The sequence below is a fragment of the Enhydrobacter sp. genome (assembly GCA_025808875.1).
Lineage (GTDB): Bacteria > Pseudomonadota > Alphaproteobacteria > Reyranellales > Reyranellaceae > Reyranella.
This window is the reverse complement of record CP075528.1, coordinates 1585338-1604186: the sequence shown is the minus strand read 5'-3', so window position 1 is coordinate 1604186 and position 18849 is coordinate 1585338. Positions and strand designations below refer to the sequence as shown.

The window sequence follows — 18849 nt, the reverse complement described above, 5'->3', positions numbered from 1 at the left end:
GCCCCCTGCCAGCCGTCCGCCCGACCGGAGGCGGGCACCAAACGCCAGGACCGCCGCCCCGAAAGGGGCGGCGGTTCGCATTTGGCCTGTTGATTGCAAGCCGCCCGCAGGAGAGACTTGGCATGGGAGCAATATAAGGGAGGCGGGAATGCTGAAGGCTTCATCGACAATCGCGGCCGGTCTGGCCGTCGTCATGGCATCGGGGCCGGCGCTGGCCGGCAAGGATCTCGACGCCGTCAAGGCACGTGGCGCATTGTTGTGCGGCGTCGGCACCGGCACGGCGGGATTCATGCTCGCCGACAGCCAGGGCAAATGGAAGGGATTGAACGTCGACGTGTGCCGCGCCGTCTCGGCCGCCATCTTCGGCGACGCCGAGAAGGTCAAGTACGTGCCGTTGACCTCGCAGCAGCGCTTCACCGCCCTGCAATCGGGCGAGGTCGACATGCTCAGCAACAACACGACCTGGACGCTGACGCGCGACACCGCGCTCGGGCTCGAGTTCACCGGCGTCACCTACTACGACGGCCAGGGCTTTATGGTGAACAAGAAGCTCGGCGTGAAGAGCGCCAAGGAGCTGAATGGCGCCACCGTCTGCGTCGCGCCGGGCACGACCACCGAGCTCAACCTCGCCGATTACTTCCGCGCCAACAAGATGCAGTTCAAGCCGGTCGTGATCGAGAAGGCCGACGAGATCCGCGCCGCCTTCTTCTCCGGCCGCTGCGACGTCTACACCACGGACGCCTCGGCGCTGGCCGCGGTGCGCGTGGCGAATGTGCCGGCGCCGCAGAAGCCAGAGGACTACGTCGTGCTGCCGGAGATCATCTCCAAGGAGCCGCTCGGCCCGGTCGTGCGCCACGGCGACAACCAGTTCGGCGACATCGTGAAGTGGGCACTGTTCGCCATGGTCGAGGCGGAGGAGTACGGCATCAACTCGAAGAACGTCGACGAGATGCTGAAGAGCGACAACCCGACCATCAAGCGCATCCTCGGCGTCACGCCGGGCATGGGCAAGGCGCTCGGGGTCGACGAGAAGTGGGTCTACAACATCGTCAAGCAGGTCGGTAACTACGGCGAGAGCTTCGACCGCAACGTCGGCAAGGAGAGCATCCTCAACATCGACCGCGGCGTGAACAGGCTGTGGACACAGGGCGGCCTGCAGTACGCCCCGCCGATCCGCTGACCGTGGGATGCCTCGGCCGGAGGGATCATTCCTCCGGCCGGGGCGCCCTGTGGAGCCGCGGACAAGAAGCAAGAAGAGGGAGAGCGACGTAATGGCAGTCGAGACACTGGGCGGCGTAACGCGCGCCAGGCCCGCGCCGTGGAACGACCCGGTCGTCCGCGGGTGGGTGTTCCAGATCGTCGTCGTCGGTCTGGTCGGCGCACTCGCCTGGTACCTCGTCACCAACACGATGGAGAATCTGCAGCGGCAGAAGATCGCTTCGGGCTTCGACTATCTCGGCCGTGAGGCGGGCTTCGAGATCGGCGACACGATGATCGAATACTCGCCGGCCTCGACCTATGCCCGCGCCATCTGGGTCGGCATCCTCAACACGCTGCGCGTCGCCGTTCTCGGCGTCATCATGGCGACCTTCCTCGGCACGCTGATCGGCATCGGCCGGCTGTCGCCCAACTGGCTGCTCGCCAAGATCTGCGAGTGGTACGTCGAGGCCTTCCGCAACGTGCCGCTGCTGCTCTGGCTGTTCCTGTTCTACAAGCTGATCAGCGAGGCTTTCCCCGGCCCACGACAGGCGATCTCGATGCTCTGGGGATCGCTGTTCCTGTCGAACCGCGGCCTCTATTTCCCCGTACCGATCGCCGACCCGATCCAAAAGTGGATGGGCCTCGGCCTGCTCGCCGGCATCGGCCTCGCCGTCGTCATCCACCGCTGGGCGAAGAAGCGGCAGGCCGCGACCGGCCAGCCCTTCCCGTCGATCTGGGTCGGCGCGGCTACCATCGTCGGCGTGCCGATCGTCGTCTGGCTGGCGGGCGGCGCGCCCTCGCAGATGAGCTGGCCCGCGCTCAAGGGCTTCAACTTCGAAGGCGGCACGGTGATCCAGCCGGAGTTCACCGCGCTGCTGGTCGGCCTGGTGCTCTACACCTCGGCATTCGTCGCCGAGATCGTTCGCTCGGGCATCCTCGCGCTGCACAAGGGGCAGAGCGAGGCGGCGGCGGCCATCGGCCTGTCGCGTACCCAGGCGATGCGGCTGGTGCTGTTGCCGCAGGCGCTGCGCGTGATCGTGCCGCCGATGACCAGCCAGTATCTCAACATCACCAAGAACTCGTCTCTGGCGATCGCCATCGGCTATCCCGACCTGGTGGCGTCGATCAACGTCACCATCAACCAGACCGGCCAGGCAATCGAGAACGTGTTGATCATCATGGCCGCCTATCTGAGCGTCAGTCTCAGCATCTCGGCGTTCATGAACTGGTACAACAAGCAGATCGCCCTCAAGGAGCGCTGAGCCATGACCGACGCCATGCCCGTCGGCGAACGCCGGCAGCTCGCTCCCCCGACCGTGGATAGGGGCGTCGTCGGCTGGGCCCGTCGGAACCTGTTCTCGAGCTGGGGCAACGGCATCACGACGATCGTGCTGGTTGCCGCCATGGCCTGGATCCTGTCCTGGTTCGTCGGATGGGCGATCCTCGACGCCAAGTGGGTCGGCAACGCCGGCGCCGAGTGCCGCGGTCACGGTGCGTGCTGGGCGATCATTGGCGAGAAGTACCGCTACATCTTCTTCGGCTCGTTCCCCTACGAGCAGCACTGGCGGCCGTTGCTCGCCATGCTCGCCATGCTCGCCATGCTGATCCTGACCTGCGACCGGCGCATGTGGAACTGGCGCCTGGTGTGGATCTGGACGATCGGCAGCTTCGTCACCTTCCTTCTGATGTTCGGCGTGATCTCGCTGCCGCTCACGCTGTTCTTCGTCGTCGCGGCGGTGGCGGGCGGCGTCGGCATGACGCTGCGAGCGGGCCTCGCCCAGCCGCCGGAGACGGCCACCTGGCGCGCTCTCGCCGCCGGCGGCGCCGTCGGCCTGCTGCTGCGCATCTTCGGCGTGCTGCCGGCCTGGAGTCTCAAGATCGCCGCGTTCGACTATGTCGAGACCGGCCTGTGGGGCGGTCTGCCGGTGACCATGATCCTGGCGACCTACGGGCTCGCCTTCGCCTTCCCCTATGGCATCCTGCTGGCGCTCGGCCGACGCTCGAACCTGCCGCTGATCAAGGGCCTGTGCGTCGGTTTCATCGAACTGATCCGCGGCGTGCCGTTGATCAGCCTGCTGATCATGGCCTCGGTGATGCTGCCGCTGTTCCTGCCGGCCGGCACGACCATCGACAAGTTCCTGCGCGCGCAGGTCGCAGTGATCCTGTTCGCCGGCGCCTACATCGCCGAGACGGTGCGCGGCGGGCTGCAATCGCTGCCGAAGGGGCAGTTCGAGGCGGCCGACGCGATGGGCCTCAACTACCCGCAGAAGACGCTGCTGATCGTCCTGCCGCAGGCGCTGCGCGTGGTGATCCCGCCGCTCATCAACACCTTCATCGGCTTTTTCAAGGATACCTCGCTGGTGCTGATCATCGGCATCTTCGACTTCCTCAACACCGCCAACCAGGCGCTGGTCGATCCCAACTGGGCGGGCTTCCCGGGCGAGATCTACCTGTTCGCCGCGTTCGTCTACTTCATCTTCTGCTATTCGATGTCGCGTTACTCCAAGTGGCTCGAGATCGATCTCAACAAGGGAACGCGACGCTGATGGCTGCTCAGAAACTTTCCGGCGCGCCGATCATCATGCTGCGCGGCGTCAACAAGTGGTTCGGCCAGTTCCACGTGCTCTCCGACATCAACCTCGAGGTCCGCCAGAGCGAGAAGATCGTGATCTGCGGCCCGTCGGGCTCGGGCAAGTCGACCCTGATCCGCTGCATCAACCGGCTCGAGGAGCACCAGCAGGGCGACATCGTCGTCGACGGCGTCACCCTCTCCAACGACGTCAAGAACATCGAGGCCATCCGGCGCGAGGTCGGCATGGTGTTCCAGTCGTTCAACCTCTTCCCGCACCTCACCATCCTCGACAACCTCACCCTGGCGCCGATCTGGGTGAAGAAGACACCCAAGAAGGACGCCGAGGAATTCGCCATGTCGCTGCTCAAGCGCGTGCGCATCCCCGAGCAGGCACTGAAGTACCCCGGCCAGCTCTCGGGCGGCCAACAGCAGCGCGTGGCCATCGCCCGTGCGCTCTGCATGCGGCCCAAGATCATGCTGTTCGACGAGCCGACCTCGGCACTCGATCCGGAGATGGTCAAGGAAGTGCTCGACGTCATGGTCGAGCTCGCCGGCGAGGGCATGACCATGCTGGTGGTGACGCACGAGATGGGCTTCGCCCGCGCCGTCGCCGACCGCGTGATCTTCATGGACCAGGGCGAGATCGTCGAGCAGAACGAGCCCAGGGAGTTCTTCGCCAACCCGCGCAACGAGCGCACCAAGGCGTTCCTCGGCCAGATCCTGCATCATCATTGATGTCGCCCTCCTCCCCTTCGCGACCCGGGCGGAGGCGAGGTATGAGTAGGGCATGAAACTCCTCGTCACCGGCGGTTGCGGCTTCATCGGCTCGGCGGTGGTGCGGCACCTCGTCCGCACGACCGACTGGTTCGTGACCAACATCGACAAGCTGACCTATGCCGGCAACCTCGAATCGCTCGCCGAGGCGCGCGAGTCCAACCGCCATCGGCATTACCGGGTCGACATCTGCGACCGGTCGGCGCTCGACGCCATCTTCCGCGAAGTACGGCCGGACGCCGTGCTGCATCTCGCCGCCGAGAGTCATGTCGACCGCTCGATCGACGGCGCGGCGCCCTTCATCCAGACCAACCTGGTCGGCACGTGGACCTTGCTGGAAGCCGCGCTCGCCCATTGGCGCACGCTCGATGCGGAGGCAAGGACCCGCTTCCGCTTCCAGCACATTTCCACGGACGAGGTATTCGGTTCGCTCGGCCCGGTCGGCAAGTTCGCCGAGACCACGCCCTACGCGCCCAGCTCGCCCTACTCCGCGAGCAAGGCCGGCTCCGACCACCTGGTGCGAGCCTGGCACCACACCTACGGCCTGCCGACGCTCGCGACCAACTGCTCCAACAACTACGGCCCCTATCACTTCCCAGAGAAGCTGATCCCGCTGGTGATCATCCGCGCGCTGCGCGGCGAGCGCCTGCCGGTCTACGGCAAGGGGGACAATGTGCGCGACTGGCTCCACGTCGAGGATCACGCCGAGGCACTGACCCTGGTGCTGCGTCGGGGCCGGCCGGGCGAGACCTACAACGTGGGTGGTGACAGCGAGCGCCGCAACATCGACGTGGTGCGCGCGATCTGCGCCCTGCTCGACGAGATGCTGCCGGCAAGCCCGCACTGCCCGCACGACAAGCTGATCGAGTTCGTCACCGATCGTCCGGGTCACGACGCGCACTACGCCATCGATGCCGCCAAGATCCGGACCGAGCTCGGCTGGCGCCCCCGGCATTCCTTCGAGCAGGGCCTGCGCGAGACCGTGCGCTGGTTCCTCGACAACCGCGCCTGGTGGGAGCGCGTCATGAGCGGCGCCTATCGCGGCGAACGGTTGGGCCTGCCGGGCTGAGAGCCGGACACAAAGCAAAGGCCCCGCCGGCTTTCGCCAGGGGGCCTCTCGTCCTCTTCCGCACCCACCAGTACATCCGTGGCTCGGTGCCGCGAGGAGAGCACGCCGGCGTGAGCCGGCGGCGGATGCAATCAGTCGACCTGCTTCAGGTTCTCGGCCGACATCTTGCCGCTGCGGCTGTCGGACATGAGGTCGAACTGGATCTTCTGGCCCTCGATCAGATGATTGAGGCCGGCGCGCTCGACGGCGCTGATGTGGACGAAGGCATCCTTGCCGCCGCTATCCGGCGTGATGAAGCCGAAGCCCTTGGTGGAGTTGAACCACTTCACTGTTCCCGTCGCCATGGGAATAACCTTTCACAACATAGACTTGCTGGCCCGCCAAGACGAGGCAGGCTGTCGAATTCGCATTTGTTTTCGGGAGCTAAAGTCGTGGGCGGCGCGCCAACTCTCGGGGGCGCGGCCAAGTCGTCAAGTCCGTGTATCGACGACGTCCATATGGTCCCTTCGGCACACCATTGCAAGCCCGCATTGTCGGCGTGTGCGGCGATGGACGCGACCCGCCCGAGGGTATAGAGCTTTCCCGCCGCGTGCTCCCAGCCGACAAACGAGGAGCACGGCGAAGACTTTCCCGCTTCGTGACCCTTTCCTGCTGTCGACCGTCGTCGACACGATCCGCCGCCCGTCAGGCAGGCGATGAGGACTGCATTCATGACTTTCCCTTGCCGCGCTTCCGCCGCTTGCGCGGCCCTCGCCTTTGGCCTCGCATCGGCGCTCACCGGCTCTGCGTTCGGCCAGCAAGCGGAGAACAAGTGTGTCTTTCAGTTCAACGATGCCAAGGGGGTCACCGCGGCATCGCTCATCGGCAGCGGCTTCGACATCAAGGCCGGCTGGCCGGGCGGACTGTGGTTGCAGAAGGGCAAGGAAACCTATTTCTGCAATCCCGGCATCGCCCGCGAAGGCGCCGCGCTGTGCTGGACCTTGCGCGAACCGGTGACGGGCCATCCATGCCAGTGATTCGTCACGACGACGGGTCCGCGAGCCGCTGATGCGCTATCTCGGTGCGCTGCGCGGCAGCGGGATGCTCGAGCAGGACGGTCGGCCGGTGGGTCGAGCCGACTTCGAGTTCGACGGCTATCTCGTGAGACGCGGAGAAGTCGTGGCCTCGGGCGAGGTACACATGGACTCCGCGCAGCTGGCCGACGTGTTCGGAAGCAATGGACTCACGTTGCGCACGGACGACGGCCGCGTCTTGTCACTGCGCTTCAGCGGCAAGCGTCTGCTGCCGCAGGATGGAGTGGCCCACGCCGACGTTCGCGAGGGTCTGCCCGGCGAGGACGAATGGCGCCGCTGACGGCTTCCTTGCGCGGAGGATAACCGCGGGAGATTAGTGCTTGCCGCCATCGCGGTGGCCCACCATGTTCGTTGTCGCAGCAGGCGTGCACGCCGGTCGGCCACGCTGGCCAAGTTCCCTGAAAATCGAGGCCTCTCTTGGAGTCGGATACCCTCACGACCCTCAAACGACTCATCCGCGGCGAGCTCATGCTGTTGCGGAGACTCGGCATCGACCGGCGCGAGGCTTCCACCCGCATGCCGCGTCTTCAGCGGACGGGCCTGGACCCGGCGCCGCCGGCCGCCAGTCCACTCCCATCGACAGGAGACAAGCATGCCGCCGATCCTGACCGACGATGAGCAAGTGACGCTGAGGCGCGTCGCCTATGGCCAGTCCGAGGTACGGGCGATGCGCAAGGAGGACCTCGGCCGGCTACGCCGGCTGAGGTTGATCGAGGAGAGCAAGGACGGTCCACGCCTCACTCCGGAGGGCAAGGAATGCTTCGATCTGTTGCCGAAGGCAGCGTCGCTCGGATCTTCAGGTCACTACGATGAACTGCTGGAGAAACTCGACAGCCAGAGTCTTCCTCGGCGCCGATAGAAGCCCGACCACGGACGAATCCGACTCTCCGCGCCGGGCCGAAACGAGGGGGTCGAACGGCCTTCCGATGCAGATCCCATCGGTATCGGACGGAATCCACCGACCCGATTAGGTCCGCGCCGGCGTGTCGAGGCAAGATGCGCGCATGAGCACCACGACCACACCCGGCCGCGAGGGCCGCGCGGGAATTTCTGCAATTCCTGCATGCCGTTTTTATGTTTCGCGAGCGCCGGTCGCGACCCGTCCTCCCGACACATGACCGGAGGTTTGCGGTATTTCCGGTATTTCCGCCGGACGTCTTGCTGTCGCGAGAAGGTCCAACGGGATCGGCACGCGAGAGCAAACGCGATCCGCGCAAAGGAGCAAGGGCGGCCCGGTGGGCCGCCCTTCCCTTTCATGTCCGATCGAACGATCCGGATCAGGCCGGCGCAATCGGCCGGCCGGGCCAGCGATAGCCGGGAGCCGGCAACGGAATCTTGTCGCGAATCAGCGAGTCCTCGAGGACGGGAATGCCCTCCGCGTGGCGGCCGGCGTCGCACTTGGCGATCGCCGCCGCCTCGCGCTCCTCGATCGCCGAGGTGCGGTACTGGCGATACTTGTCGCTCAGCGCCTTGCAGTAGGACGCGGGGTCGCGGAACACCGCCATCACCTGCTGCTGCGTCATCGGCTGGAGACCGGTGATCTCCACGCGGCGGTTCTGCGGTTCGCGCACGCCGTCTCCAGTCTGCACCAGGGGCTGACTCTCGCCGCGGCCGACGGTCTCGATCGACGTCGCGGGCACGCCTTCGCGGACCAGTGCGCTCTTGACGGCGGTGGCGCGCCGCAACGACAGCGCCATGTTGTAGTCCGGCGGGCCCGACGTGTCGGTGTGGCCGATCGCCTGGATGCGCGCGCTTCCCGTGCTCTTGTAGGCCTGTGCGGCCTGGCGGATGGTCGACAGGGCCTGGGACGACAGGTCGGATTTGTCCCAATCGAAGAACACCATGTAGGTCGGCGCCTGCGCCGGCGGCGGCGGGGGCGGCGCGGCAGCCTGCGGCGGCGGCGTCGATTCGCAGGCCGTCAGCAGCAGCGCTGCGGCAAAGGCGGCAACCAGGGGTTTCAGCATCATCCCATCTCCTCGCAATTTTCCCCGCGTCGGGGGGGCAACGCTCGACCCTTCGAAAGGATGCACGACCCGGTCGTGAATTCTCCCCGCAGGGGCGAGTGGCAGACGAGGGTTGGGGTCCCCGGCCGCCGGGATCAAAGGCGACGAAGGATCAGTTCGGCCATGAGCCGGTTGCCCTCGTCGCTCATGTGCTTGTCGACATAGTGGCGATCGACGCCATCACGCCGCACTGCGTGCTCGATGTGTTCGCGCGTATCCAGCGTGTCGAACCCTTGGTTGCGTGCGCACGCCAGGACGGGTGCGACGTTCGCGATCTCGAAGCGACGCGTCGAGGCACGCCGCCAGGCATCCGGCGTGTATTGACCGACCACCAGCACGCGCAGGCGATGGGTCTCGGCAAGACGGCGCAGTCGCGCCATCAGCAGGCAGGATACCCGCAGCCCGTCATCATGTTCGGCCTCGGCATGCAGCGGCTGGCCGCGCAGCCACCACGGATCGAGCTCCAGCCGTCGCGCCAGCACATCGGCCAGGAAAGAGTAGCCAAGCACGCTGCGCACGGGGCCGACGGCGGCGCTTGGGCGCGGCGGGACAGGCACGTTGCGCAACACGAGCCTGCCGTTCTCGACGATGAAATAGGGCTTCGGCAGGCCCCACAGGATACTCATGCGCGTGCGCCTGACGTCGTCGGCGATGAAGCTCAGCACCAGGGTGTCGGGGGCAAAGCGCGGCACCAGTCGCTCCGCACGCAGCACGATCTGGTCGAGACCGTAGCCGAACACGCCGCCGTTCAGCACCGGCCTGCCGAGCGCGGCTTGCAGGTGGGCGGGGAAAGTCTGATCGTCTCCCACCTGTTCGCCCATGGCGTAGGAGTCGCCGACCACGAGCAAGGGCGTCGCGGACGCGTAGAATGGAGGCCGGTCATGATGGGCTCGCAGCCCGCGTTCATCGAAGGTGAGCCGTCCCAGGCCGCGCTGGTCGCTGTGCCCGCCGGGGCGCGGCGCGTAGCCGAGTTCGGCATCTGGCTCTATGACCCTCCAGCGATTCTCGAGCGGAAGAGGCTCGACGATGAAATTGCGCCACTCCCATCGCTTGGCGTCTGAGCCGAAAGCGCGGGCGGCGAGTTCGGCTGCGGCAAAGGCGAAGATCATGCTCGCCATCGGCACGATGACGGCGAACAACCTCTCGCGTAGCCGCGCTCGACCGACCGGTGAACGCGAAATGTCGACCATGTCCGATGTCCCACCAATTCCGGGAACGTTGGCATGGCCGGAGGTGCAGTGGGTGTGATCGATCGAGGACGGCGCGGGCGGGCCCGTGACCACCCTGTGTCAGATGCCGCGGCCCAGCGAAATGAGGTGGACGATAGATGCCGCCACGAGAACGGCGATCGAGGACACGGCGATCGGACGAAGAGCCTCCCGCCAGCGGCGCGGCGGACGAGCGATGTCGGACATGCTCACCTCCCTAATCGCGAGGCAACGACGACTCCCGGCGCGCGGTTGCCGCGGTCAGGTGTCGAGCTGACGCCCGAGTTCGACCCAGTGATCCATGATCGGCAGGAGCTTGTCCTCTTTTTCGGCCGGCAGGGTGAAAACGACGCGGTCGATGCCGAGATCGCGGTACTGGCGCAGGCGTTCGATCCTGTCGGGCACGCGGAACAGGCTGATCGGCAGGCTGGCCGGGTCGCGTCCCGCCTCCTTCGCCATGGTGCGGAACTTGTCGATCACGCCGATGCCGTCGCGCTCCAGCCAGTCGTCGCGCGGGATCCAACCGTCGCCGTAACGCACGGCGCGGCGCGCGGCGTGCGGAAAGCCGCCCCCGACGATGATGGGCGGATGCGGCTTCTGCTTCGGCTTGGGCCATTGCTTCATCTTGTCGAACTTCACGAATTCACCGTGATACTCGGGCTCTTCGTTCGCCCAGATCGCCTTCATCGCCTCGATGCGCTCGCGCGCCAGCTTGTGGCGCGACTTGAAGTCGGTGCCATGGTTCTCGATCTCGTCCTGGTTCCAGCCGTTGCCGACGCCGAACAGGAAACGGCCGCTAGACAGCTGGTCGATGGTCGACACCATCTTGGCGGTCACGATGGGATCGCGCTGGACGACCAGCGCGATACCGGTGCCGATCCTGAGTGTCGTCGTGACGGTCGCCGCCGTGTTGAGCGCGAGGAACGGATCCATGATGTCGTAGTAGGGCCGGATCAAGCCGCCGCCCGCCGGATAGGCTGTCTTGCGCGACGAGGGAATGTGCGTGTGCTCGGGCACCCAGAGCGATTCGAAGCCGCGTTCCTCGAGCGCGCGCGCGAGCGGCGCGGGCTGCATCGTCTCGGTGGTGAAGAAGGCGACGGCGCCGATTTTCATGATGGGTCCCTCCCGCGCTTGCGGCAGCACCGTAGCAGGAAAGGGGCGGATTGGGGCAAGCCGGCAACCCCGCAAGGCCAGCCGAGTTGAATCGCCACATCCTTCGAGGAGAACGCCATGAGACGCATCGCCTGTATCACGGCGGCGGCGGCGCTGGTTACCGTCGTCGCCGGCTGCGAGAGCCGAACCTATCACCGCTCGGCCTATCATCCGGGCTACACCTACTACACGCCGGCCACCGGCTACGGCTACTATTCGCCGGCAACCCAGACGGCCTATGCCTACGGCACGCGCGGTGCGTATTACCGCGAGTATCGCGGCATGCATCCGCCCGCCGAAACAGCGTACCCCTATTAGAGTGTCGAGCGCCCGAGCAGCCGACGCGCCTCGTCGAGCTGCTCGCGGCAGCGCGCTTCCTCGCCTCGCTCGGCCTGGGCGCGCGCCGCGGTGAGCAGGGCCTGCAAGGCGATGCGGTTGACGGCCGCCCTGTCCTGCGCGTTGGGGACCAGGTCAGGCAGGGTCTTCATCCCCGGATCGACCCCCGCGGGCGGCGCGATCACCGACCGGTCGGACATGCGCGGCGGCTCGATCACGCCCTTGGACCGCGCCAGTTCGTCGGTCCGAGATCCGCCGGGCGGGTTGCCGGGAGTCACGGTCGGTGGATCGGTCGACAGGCGATGTTCCGTGGCGAGTTCCCGCACGTCCTCCAGGCACCCGGCGGCAGCCGGTGCCGCCGTCATCAGGAAGGCGAGAACGATCGTCGGCACTCTCATGCCGAGAAAACGAACGCGACCGGCCGTCGTTGCGCTCAGGCGAGCGAGGCGCGCACCACCTGGGCGATCTCGTCGACCTCTTCGATCGACAGGTGCGGTCCCATCGGCAGGCTGAGCACGGTTTCCGCGAGCCGCTCGGCCAGCGGATAGGCCCCCTTCCCCAACCCGAGGTCGGCATAGGCCTGCTGCAAGTGCGGCGGGATCGGATAGTGAATCAGCGAGCCGATGCCGGCCGCCTCCAGGGCCTTGACCACGTCGGCGCGGCGCATCGTGCGCACGACATAGAGATGCCACACGGGCTCCGCCCATTGCGGCACGCGCGGCAGTCCCAGGCCAGGGATGCCCGCCAGCTTGTCATCGTAGCACGCGGCGAGCGCACGGCGGCGTTCGTTCCACTCGTCGAGCTTGCCGAGCTTCACCCGCAGGAAGGCCGCCTGCAGCTCGTCGAGCCGCGAGTTCACGCCGCGCTCGATGTTGACGTACTTGATCCTGCTGCCGTAGTTGCGCAGGGTGCGCAGTCGGTCGGCCAGTCCGTCGTCGTCGGTGGTGACGGCGCCGCCGTCGCCGAAGGCGCCGATATTCTTGGTCGGAAAGAACGAGTGCGCGCCGGCATGCCCCAATGCGCCAGTCCGCCGGCCGCGCACCCGGGCGCCCTGCGCCTGTGCGACATCCTCGACCACCTTGAGTCCATGCCGGGAGGCGATCGCCATGATCGCGTCCATGTCGGCGGGCTCGCCGTAGAGGTGCACCGGCATGATCGCGCGAGTGCGCGGCGTCAGCGCCGCGTCGATCCGCTCGGGGTCGAGGTTGGGCCCGTCGGTCGTGGGCTCGACGGGCACCACAGTGGCGCCCACCGCCTCGACCGCGAGCCAGGTCGCGATGTAGGTGTTGGATGGCACGACGACCTCGTCGCCTGCGCCGATGTCCCAGCAGCGCAACACGAGTTCCAGCGCCTCGAGCCCGTTGCCCACGCCGATGCAATGCTTCGTGCCGCAGAACGCGGCGTACTCGGCTTCGAAGGCCTCGACCTCCTTGCCGAGCACGTACCAGCCCGACTCCATGACCCTGTGGTAGGCCGCGTCGAGCTCAGGCCTCAGCTCGGCATAGACCGACTTCATGTCGAGGAAGGGAATCACGTCGTCCGCTCCATGACCTCGCGCCGGAAGGTCTCGTAGTCGCGCAGGTACTCGGCCTCGTCGTAGAGGGTCGAAGCCAGCACCATGATCGCTGATTGCGGCGCGAAGTCGGTCAGTTCATGCCAGACCCACGGCGCGACATGGAGGGCGCGCGCCGGATCGTCAAGCGTCACGCTCTCCGTCGTCCGGCCATCGTCGAGATGCACGCGACAGCCGCCATGGGCGGCGACAAAGACGAGTTGCGATTCGCGATGGCCGTGCCGGCCGCGCCACTGGCCGGGTGCGATGTGATGCAGCCAGAACACGCGCCTGGGCTGGAAGTCGAGACCCTTGCCGAGTTCGAGGAAGTTGACGCGGCCGCGCTGGTCGGAGGCGCCGGGAACGACGATCCAGCGGCAGCCGCGGACCCTGAGTAATGGTTCGCTCATCGCGACGGGGTATAGCGCACTCCGGGCGACGGCGTCCGGCACGACATCGCCGCGGCCACCACCAGCGCGCCGGCCGATGGCATATCGTCAAGCGCCGAAGCACGGACGAAGGCTTCCTCGGCGAGGGTGAGGCGGGAGACCGGCGGCAGGAGCCGAAAGGCCGCATCGCCGAGCCGTCGGGCGGTAGTCATACGTGTTTCCCTCTCTTCATGCACGACATGTCCCTCCTCGGCGAACCTCCCACCGAGCCGATACGCCGCGAAGCGTAGCGCCGCCAGTGCCACGTCGGCGCGGCCGTCAGCCGCCGCGGCCGTAGCCAGGCTCTCGGCATTGAGCAAATCCGAATAGGCGTCGCCGACCGAGCGCAGCGCCGCCAGCGCGGTTTTCCAGTCGCCGGCAGTCATGGCCGCCGCGAGCCCGGGTAACGGCTCGGGGGCCGGGGCCGGCCCCGCCAGAACCGAGCGGAACGGCTCGCGCGCTTCCTCGGGCAGGTGCGCCGAGGCCCAGGCCGCCGCTTCGTCCGCACTCAGGCAGGTGCGAGCGCCGCGCGCTACGTCGTGCAAGGCCATCGACAGGTCGAGGTCGTCGGGCGACAGCTCCGCCACCGCACGTTGCGCCATCCGATCGAAAAGCGCGCGGGCGCCCTGTTCCGCCGCACGCCGCGCCACGATGGCGAGGCCGTTGGCTCTCGGCCGGCCTGGCTGGAGCGTGGCCAGCGCCATCTCGACCTCCTCAGCCCACCCGGCCGCCTGTAGGATCTCGACCGCGAGATAGGCGTCGCTTCCCGCCTGGAGCGCACCGACGAGGCGCCGGGCCAGCTCACAGTCCCCCTGCTCCGCTGCCAGGCATCCCATGGCGCACATCGACCAGGCATCGGGGGCGCCGCGTGTCCAGTCCCAACCGGCAAACATCTCGCGCGCGGCAGCGAGATCCCGCCGACCGACGGCGCGATCCAGTTCGTGCTCGCGAACGATGTTGTGTGCGTCGGCAGGCAGGATCTCCATCAGCCACGTGGCGAATGCCGCGCTATCGAGGACGCCCACGTGCTCGCCAATGCACTCCATGAGGTCACGCTCGGCAGCGCGTGCGTCGCACCGTTCGAACACCTTGATCTGGGCGGCACGGGCGAATCCCCGGCGCAACACGTCCGCCGCCAGGATGCGATCGTCCATGGCGAACAGAACCCGGGCGCCATCGGCATAGACGGCGGCGCCGCTCCAGGAGTGCCGAGGTGCCGACAACATGCGATCGGAAAGATCGAGAGCCTCGTCGATTGCGCCGGCGCACACCTTCAGCCGCGCCGCCTCCGCCCACAGCGCATCGGCATCGGCGAGGCTCCGTACCGTCTCCGCCACCGCCAGCAGGGAGGCGACTGCACGCTCGAACGGGGTGCCGGTCGCCTCGCGCAGTGCCCAACCGAACAACCGGCCATGCTCGCACGCATGCAACTGGTCGCGACGGAACCGCGCCCGATGCGCCGCGCACGCTGCCGCTTCGTCCGAGCGCTCACCGAAGGCGCTCCGTGCGGCCTGTTCGGCCGCGCGAAGCGCTTCCCCGGCAGACACCCACTCGCGATGACGCCACAGCACCGTTCCCAGGCTCAACCAAGGACGCCAGCGTCCCTCTCGGGCTTCGGCATCGCCTTCCGCGCGGATTTCGATCGCCGCGCGCACCAGGCGCTCCGCCTCGCCATCGGCATTGCGGGCGAGCAGGATGACGGCGAGTTCCTCGCGAACGACGGCGTGCGCCAATGGCGGTACCCCTGCCGACCGGTCGAGGAGTTTCAAGGCGAGGCGCAGCGCCGTCTCGGCATCGCCATCGCGCCGAAGTTCCGACAAGAAAAGCGCGAAGCGATAGAGCGGCATGAACAGCTCACCCGCGTCGAGGATCGACTCGGCATCGAGCGTGCGAGTTCGCGCAACCAGCGCTTCCGCCTCCTCGGATCCCTGCGGCGCGAGCCGCGAAGACGCGCGAAGCGCAGCATGTGCCGCCAGTACCAGCGCGAGGGCGCCCCGCCGGCCGGGCGATACCAGCGTGTCCCAATAGGCGAGCGCGATCCTCGCCGGCGCGGCTGCGCGATCGGGGCGATCGCCGACCAGCAATGCCATCGTCCAGTCGAGGACGCGCGACGCGTCTTCGGAGGAGGTCGGCAACAGATCCTGGGGCCACGGCGGCGGCTGTTCAGCGAGCCAATCGGCCAGCCGGCTGCTTTCCTCCTCCGACAACCGCTCCGGTCCCTCGACCTGGAGGATCGCCCAGAGCCATTCCATCTCGTCGCTCATGGTCAGCGTGGCATCGCGGCAAGCTTCCGCCACTGCATGTAGACCACGCCACCGAGCGCGACCAGCCCACCGACGATCTGCCAGGCATTGGGCATGAAGCCGTAGGCCATCGACCACAGCACGGCGAAGAACGGCACCAGATTGACCCACAGCGAGGCGATCGCGACGCCGAGTCGCGAGGCGCCGATGTTCCAGAAATAGCCACCGAGGCCCGAGGCGAAAACCGCCACCGCGAGGAGTTGAGTCCAGGCCCAACCGTCGCTCACGTCCAGTGGCGAGCGCGACCATCCCAGGGCGATCAGCAGTATGCTCGCGATCGTCGCCCAACCCATGGCGGACAGCGATGCGACGTAGGTACGGTGGAGTTGGCTGGCGCGGTCGAACCAGACCTGTGCCTTGATGCTGTAGAGGGTCCAGATCGCGTTGCTGCCCAGGGCGATGAACTCGCCCCCGCCGAGAGTGAGGTCGTCGGCGCTCAGCAGGCTGCCCCCGACGAGAATCGCCCCGCCCGTCAGCGTCAGCGCCAGCGCCACGCCGAAACCCGGATCGAAGCGCAGGCCGGTGACCAGACGGACGGTGGCCGCGGAGACCAGCGGACCCGCGACCTGCACCGCGGCCGCGCTGATCGGATTGGAGTACTGGATGCCGAGCGTATAGACGGCGAAGAAGCTTGCCATCAGGCCACCCAACATGGCGAAGCGTGCCGGTGCGAGCTCTATCCGCAACGACCGGACACCCTCGAGCATCAGCAACAGCAGGCCAAGCACGGCCGCCGCACAAGCCGTGCGCATCGCCGACATCGGCATGAGGTCGAAATGCTCGAGCATGACCTTGCTGACCGGCACGTTTGCGCCCCACGCCATGCCGACGAACACCATTGCGGCGAAGGCGCCCGACAGGTTGCGGCGCGGACCCGCCGACGGCTGGCTCATCGCCGGTCAGTTCTCGCCGCGGCGGCGCACCGCTTCGTAGCCGACCCGGCAATCGGGATAGACATCGGGCTTCTCGGTCGAGACGCGCGCCTCGATCACCTCCGGTTGGGCCAGGCAGAGATCGAGGATGGAGTCGACCAGCGTCTCCTGGAGGTTGAAATGCCGCCCCTTGGTCAGCCCGACGATGCCGTCGTGGACGACATCGTAGTTCAACACGTTGGCGATGCGGTCGGCGTGTGCGGCACGCGACGGCGCCAGCGTCAGCTCGACGTTCACGATCATCGTTTGCGGGCCCTTCCTCTCGAAGTCGTGGATGCCGATCGAGACCGGCAGCCGCAGATCGCGGATGAAGATGCGGCGTTTCATGTCACGCTTTCTTGCTCTTGGCGCTCGTGTCGAAGGCGATGTCGCGCGGACGGCCGGTCAAGTGCTCCCCCGAATCGACCAGCAGCACGTCGCCGGTATAGCTCGGCGTCGCCACGATGAAGCGGAATGCCCGAACCAGGTCGTCGGTCGTCACCCCGACGCCCAGCGGGTTGCGGGTGTGTTGCTCGGCGAAGCGTGCATCGGTCTGGCTGCCGCTGCGCAGGGTAAGGCCGGGGGCGATCCCGGCGACGCGCAGGCGCGGCGCATAGGCCTGGGCGAGCAGCGTCGTCAACCCGTGCAGGCCGATCTTGGACAAGGTGTAGGTAAGGAAGTCGGGATTGAGATTGTAGAGCTTCTGGTCGAGCACGTTGATGATCAGCCCTCTCTCCCCTTCCGGCAACTGCCTCGCCAGCGCCTGCGACAGCAGCAGGGGAGCCCGCAGGTTGACCGCCATGTGGCTGTCGAAGAGGCCCGCCGAGGTCGTGTCGGCGCGGTCGAGCCGGAACTGCGAGGCGTTGTTGACCAGGCAGGTGAGCGTGACGCCGGGAGCGCGGCACTTCGACACCAGCGCCGCGGCTTGTCTGGCGGAGGACAAGTCAGCACGCACTGCCCTGGCCCGGCCACCCGCGGCTCGGATATCGGCCACGGTGCCGCGCGCCTCGTCGACCGAACGATGATGATGGACGAACACGAAGAACCCGTCGGCTGCCAGCGCCATCGCCAGCGCCCGGCCGATCCGCATCCCTGCGCCGGTCACCAGGGCGCCTTTCATCGAGCGAACTTTCGGAACTGCATTTCCTCGGCGGCGCTGTAGTCATATCTTCAGGCGGTCGTAACCGCAAGGAGAGCGCCATGTTCCACCCTCGGGGGCCAGTTATCGCAACATTGCTCGCGGCATTGCTGGCGGCGACCGCCGCGCCGGCTGAAGGGTGTACTCGCCTGGTCTACCTTGGCGCCCGCGGCGACGTGATTACCGCGCGCTCGATGGACTGGAAGTCGGAGATCGGCAGCAACCTCTGGATCTTCCCGCGTGGCATGGCGCGCAACGGCGAGGCTGGCCCGAACTCGCTGAAATGGACATCCAAATACGGTAGCGTGATCGTCTCGGGTTACGATATCTCGACGACCGACGGGCTGAACGAGGCCGGCCTGGCCGCCAACGTCCTGTGGCTGGTCGAATCGAAGTATCCGGTGCCAGACGGGTCCAGGCCGCCGCTCACCATCGCGGCCTGGGCCCAGTGGGTCCTCGACAATTTCGCAACCGTGCAGGAAGCGGTGGAGGCGCTGCGCAAGGAGCCGTTCGTCATCGTCACCGACGCAGTGCCGGGCGAATCTCGGCTGGCGACGCTGCACCTGTCCATATCGGACGCGACGGGTGACAGCGCCATCGTCGAGTATATCGACGGCCGCCAGGTCATCCATCACGGTCGGCAGTACCAGGTGATGACCAATTCCCCCACCTTCGACCAGCAGCTCGCGCTCGTCTCCTACTGGAAGGAGATCGGCGGCACTGTCATGCTGCCGGGCACCAATCGCGCGGCCGATCGCTTTGCGCGCGCCTCATTCTACGTCAATGCCGTTCCCAAGAGTGAGGACCCGGTGGTCGCCTTGGCCAGCGTGTTCAGCATCATCCGCAACGTCTCGGTGCCGTTCGGCATCAGCACTCCGGAGGAACCGAACATCTCGTCCACGCGATGGCGCACAGTCGCCGACCACAAGCGCAGGCTCTACTTCTTCGAATCGGCCCTTACACCCAATACCTTCTGGGTCGATCTCAACCAAGTCGACTTCTCGCCCCGGACCGGAAAGGTGCGCAGGCTCGACTTGGGCGATGGTCAGCGCAACGTCTTCGCGGGCAACGCCCTCGCGCACTTCAGAGAGAACGAGCCCTTCAGATTCCTAGGCCCACAATGACACCAT

21 protein-coding genes are annotated in these 18849 nt (G+C 66.9%); 10 read left to right on the top strand and 11 right to left on the bottom strand.

The window, feature by feature from the left end:
- Positions 1–148: 148 nt before the first annotated feature.
- The 5 genes from KIT25_08050 to rfbB all read left to right on the top strand — a co-directional run bounded on the left by KIT25_08050 (position 149) and on the right by rfbB (position 5615).
- Positions 149–1180 carry an amino acid ABC transporter substrate-binding protein gene (locus KIT25_08050; protein UYN96864.1) on the top strand — a complete coding sequence of 344 codons (1032 nt, stop codon included), beginning with the start codon at positions 149–151 and terminating at the stop codon, positions 1178–1180.
- Between the two features lie 91 nt (positions 1181–1271).
- Positions 1272–2462, top strand: coding sequence for an amino acid ABC transporter permease (locus KIT25_08045; GenBank protein ID UYN96863.1), 1191 nt, complete (start codon positions 1272–1274; stop codon positions 2460–2462).
- A 318-nt stretch (positions 2463–2780) separates the two neighbouring features.
- Positions 2781–3746, top strand: a complete 966-nt coding sequence (locus KIT25_08040; protein ID UYN97868.1) for an amino acid ABC transporter permease — start codon at positions 2781–2783, stop codon at positions 3744–3746.
- Between the two features lie 29 nt (positions 3747–3775).
- Complete coding sequence (locus KIT25_08035) at positions 3776–4507, top strand: amino acid ABC transporter ATP-binding protein (protein UYN97867.1); 732 nt, start codon at positions 3776–3778, stop codon at positions 4505–4507.
- 52 nt (positions 4508–4559) lie between these two features.
- Positions 4560–5615: a dTDP-glucose 4,6-dehydratase gene (gene rfbB, locus KIT25_08030; protein UYN96862.1), complete on the top strand. Its 1056-nt coding sequence runs from the start codon at positions 4560–4562 to the stop codon at positions 5613–5615.
- Between the two features lie 131 nt (positions 5616–5746).
- Here the strand turns inward: rfbB and KIT25_08025 are convergent, their stop codons facing one another.
- The gene (locus tag KIT25_08025) at positions 5747–5959 is read right to left on the bottom strand and encodes a cold-shock protein (protein ID UYN96861.1); all 213 of its coding nucleotides are present in this window, start codon (positions 5957–5959) and stop codon (positions 5747–5749) included.
- A 366-nt stretch (positions 5960–6325) separates the two neighbouring features.
- Between KIT25_08025 and KIT25_08020 the strand changes: the two genes are divergently transcribed.
- The 3 genes from KIT25_08020 (at position 6326) to KIT25_08010 (ending at position 7547) form a co-directional block, all read left to right on the top strand.
- Positions 6326–6631: a hypothetical protein gene (locus KIT25_08020; GenBank protein ID UYN96860.1), complete on the top strand. Its 306-nt coding sequence runs from the start codon at positions 6326–6328 to the stop codon at positions 6629–6631.
- Positions 6632–6662: 31 nt separating this feature from the next.
- The gene (locus KIT25_08015) at positions 6663–6968 is read left to right on the top strand and encodes a hypothetical protein (protein ID UYN96859.1); all 306 of its coding nucleotides are present in this window, start codon (positions 6663–6665) and stop codon (positions 6966–6968) included.
- Positions 6969–7280: 312 nt separating this feature from the next.
- Positions 7281–7547 (top strand): hypothetical protein, encoded by a 267-nt coding sequence (locus tag KIT25_08010; protein ID UYN96858.1) that lies wholly within the window; start codon positions 7281–7283, stop codon positions 7545–7547.
- Positions 7548–7965: 418 nt separating this feature from the next.
- Here the strand turns inward: KIT25_08010 and KIT25_08005 are convergent, their stop codons facing one another.
- The 3 genes from KIT25_08005 to KIT25_07995 all read right to left on the bottom strand — a co-directional run bounded on the left by KIT25_08005 (position 7966) and on the right by KIT25_07995 (position 11012).
- Complete coding sequence (locus KIT25_08005) at positions 7966–8655, bottom strand: OmpA family protein (GenBank protein UYN96857.1); 690 nt, start codon at positions 8653–8655, stop codon at positions 7966–7968.
- Positions 8656–8786: 131 nt separating this feature from the next.
- Positions 8787–9881: a hypothetical protein gene (locus KIT25_08000; protein UYN96856.1), complete on the bottom strand. Its 1095-nt coding sequence runs from the start codon at positions 9879–9881 to the stop codon at positions 8787–8789.
- 279 nt (positions 9882–10160) lie between these two features.
- The gene (locus KIT25_07995) at positions 10161–11012 is read right to left on the bottom strand and encodes an LLM class F420-dependent oxidoreductase (protein ID UYN96855.1); all 852 of its coding nucleotides are present in this window, start codon (positions 11010–11012) and stop codon (positions 10161–10163) included.
- Positions 11013–11129: 117 nt separating this feature from the next.
- Here KIT25_07995 and KIT25_07990 point away from each other — a divergent pair, with 117 nt between their 5' ends.
- Positions 11130–11369, top strand: coding sequence for a hypothetical protein (locus KIT25_07990; GenBank protein UYN96854.1), 240 nt, complete (start codon positions 11130–11132; stop codon positions 11367–11369).
- On the opposite strand, the gene KIT25_07985 is transcribed toward KIT25_07990, so the two are convergent.
- From KIT25_07985 to KIT25_07955, 7 genes are read right to left on the bottom strand one after another with little or no spacing between them, the layout of a single operon-like run.
- A complete protein-coding gene (locus KIT25_07985) occupies positions 11366–11785 on the bottom strand; it encodes a hypothetical protein (GenBank protein ID UYN96853.1) in 420 nt (139 codons plus the stop codon). The two genes, KIT25_07990 and KIT25_07985, sit on opposite strands and share 4 nt — an antisense overlap.
- 35 nt (positions 11786–11820) lie before the next feature.
- The gene (locus tag KIT25_07980; GenBank protein UYN97866.1) at positions 11821–12903 is read right to left on the bottom strand and encodes a DegT/DnrJ/EryC1/StrS family aminotransferase; all 1083 of its coding nucleotides are present in this window, start codon (positions 12901–12903) and stop codon (positions 11821–11823) included.
- A gap of 14 nt (positions 12904–12917) precedes the next feature.
- On the bottom strand, positions 12918–13349 hold the full coding sequence (locus tag KIT25_07975) for an FdtA/QdtA family cupin domain-containing protein (GenBank protein UYN96852.1): 432 nt from the start codon (positions 13347–13349) through the stop codon (positions 12918–12920).
- On the bottom strand, positions 13346–15631 hold the full coding sequence (locus tag KIT25_07970; GenBank protein UYN96851.1) for a hypothetical protein: 2286 nt from the start codon (positions 15629–15631) through the stop codon (positions 13346–13348). The genes KIT25_07975 and KIT25_07970 overlap by 4 nt, the downstream gene beginning before the upstream one ends.
- Positions 15632–15633: 2 nt before the next feature.
- Complete coding sequence (locus KIT25_07965) at positions 15634–16563, bottom strand: EamA family transporter (GenBank protein UYN96850.1); 930 nt, start codon at positions 16561–16563, stop codon at positions 15634–15636.
- A 6-nt stretch (positions 16564–16569) separates the two neighbouring features.
- Complete coding sequence (locus KIT25_07960) at positions 16570–16929, bottom strand: dihydroneopterin aldolase (protein ID UYN96849.1); 360 nt, start codon at positions 16927–16929, stop codon at positions 16570–16572.
- Position 16930: 1 nt separating this feature from the next.
- Positions 16931–17701, bottom strand: a complete 771-nt coding sequence (locus KIT25_07955; GenBank protein ID UYN96848.1) for an SDR family oxidoreductase — start codon at positions 17699–17701, stop codon at positions 16931–16933.
- An 80-nt stretch (positions 17702–17781) separates the two neighbouring features.
- Here KIT25_07955 and KIT25_07950 point away from each other — a divergent pair, with 80 nt between their 5' ends.
- The gene (locus KIT25_07950) at positions 17782–18843 is read left to right on the top strand and encodes a linear amide C-N hydrolase (protein UYN96847.1); all 1062 of its coding nucleotides are present in this window, start codon (positions 17782–17784) and stop codon (positions 18841–18843) included.
- The last annotated feature ends 6 nt before the right edge of the window (positions 18844–18849 follow it).

Excerpts from the sequence above, each read along its gene's own strand:
- KIT25_07965 (UYN96850.1), bottom strand. The coding sequence starts at position 16,563 with ATGAGCCAGCCGTCGGCGGGTCCGCGCCGCAACCTGTCGGGCGCCTTC.
- KIT25_08040 (UYN97868.1), top strand. The coding sequence starts at position 2,781 with ATGCTCGCCATGCTCGCCATGCTGATCCTGACCTGCGACCGGCGCATG.
- KIT25_07960 (UYN96849.1), bottom strand. The coding sequence starts at position 16,929 with ATGAAACGCCGCATCTTCATCCGCGATCTGCGGCTGCCGGTCTCGATC.
- KIT25_07950 (UYN96847.1), top strand. The coding sequence starts at position 17,782 with ATGTTCCACCCTCGGGGGCCAGTTATCGCAACATTGCTCGCGGCATTG.
- KIT25_08045 (UYN96863.1), top strand. The coding sequence starts at position 1,272 with ATGGCAGTCGAGACACTGGGCGGCGTAACGCGCGCCAGGCCCGCGCCG.
- KIT25_08010 (UYN96858.1), top strand. The coding sequence starts at position 7,281 with ATGCCGCCGATCCTGACCGACGATGAGCAAGTGACGCTGAGGCGCGTC.
- KIT25_07970 (UYN96851.1), bottom strand. The coding sequence starts at position 15,631 with ATGAGCGACGAGATGGAATGGCTCTGGGCGATCCTCCAGGTCGAGGGA.
- KIT25_08025 (UYN96861.1), bottom strand. The coding sequence starts at position 5,959 with ATGGCGACGGGAACAGTGAAGTGGTTCAACTCCACCAAGGGCTTCGGC.
- KIT25_08050 (UYN96864.1), top strand. The coding sequence starts at position 149 with ATGCTGAAGGCTTCATCGACAATCGCGGCCGGTCTGGCCGTCGTCATG.
- KIT25_07990 (UYN96854.1), top strand. The coding sequence starts at position 11,130 with ATGAGACGCATCGCCTGTATCACGGCGGCGGCGGCGCTGGTTACCGTC.
- KIT25_08015 (UYN96859.1), top strand. The coding sequence starts at position 6,663 with ATGCGCTATCTCGGTGCGCTGCGCGGCAGCGGGATGCTCGAGCAGGAC.
- KIT25_07955 (UYN96848.1), bottom strand. The coding sequence starts at position 17,701 with ATGAAAGGCGCCCTGGTGACCGGCGCAGGGATGCGGATCGGCCGGGCG.
- KIT25_08020 (UYN96860.1), top strand. The coding sequence starts at position 6,326 with ATGACTTTCCCTTGCCGCGCTTCCGCCGCTTGCGCGGCCCTCGCCTTT.
- KIT25_08000 (UYN96856.1), bottom strand. The coding sequence starts at position 9,881 with ATGGTCGACATTTCGCGTTCACCGGTCGGTCGAGCGCGGCTACGCGAG.
- KIT25_07975 (UYN96852.1), bottom strand. The coding sequence starts at position 13,349 with ATGAGCGAACCATTACTCAGGGTCCGCGGCTGCCGCTGGATCGTCGTT.
- KIT25_07980 (UYN97866.1), bottom strand. The coding sequence starts at position 12,903 with ATGAAGTCGGTCTATGCCGAGCTGAGGCCTGAGCTCGACGCGGCCTAC.
- KIT25_08005 (UYN96857.1), bottom strand. The coding sequence starts at position 8,655 with ATGATGCTGAAACCCCTGGTTGCCGCCTTTGCCGCAGCGCTGCTGCTG.
- rfbB (UYN96862.1), top strand. The coding sequence starts at position 4,560 with ATGAAACTCCTCGTCACCGGCGGTTGCGGCTTCATCGGCTCGGCGGTG.
- KIT25_07995 (UYN96855.1), bottom strand. The coding sequence starts at position 11,012 with ATGAAAATCGGCGCCGTCGCCTTCTTCACCACCGAGACGATGCAGCCC.
- KIT25_07985 (UYN96853.1), bottom strand. The coding sequence starts at position 11,785 with ATGAGAGTGCCGACGATCGTTCTCGCCTTCCTGATGACGGCGGCACCG.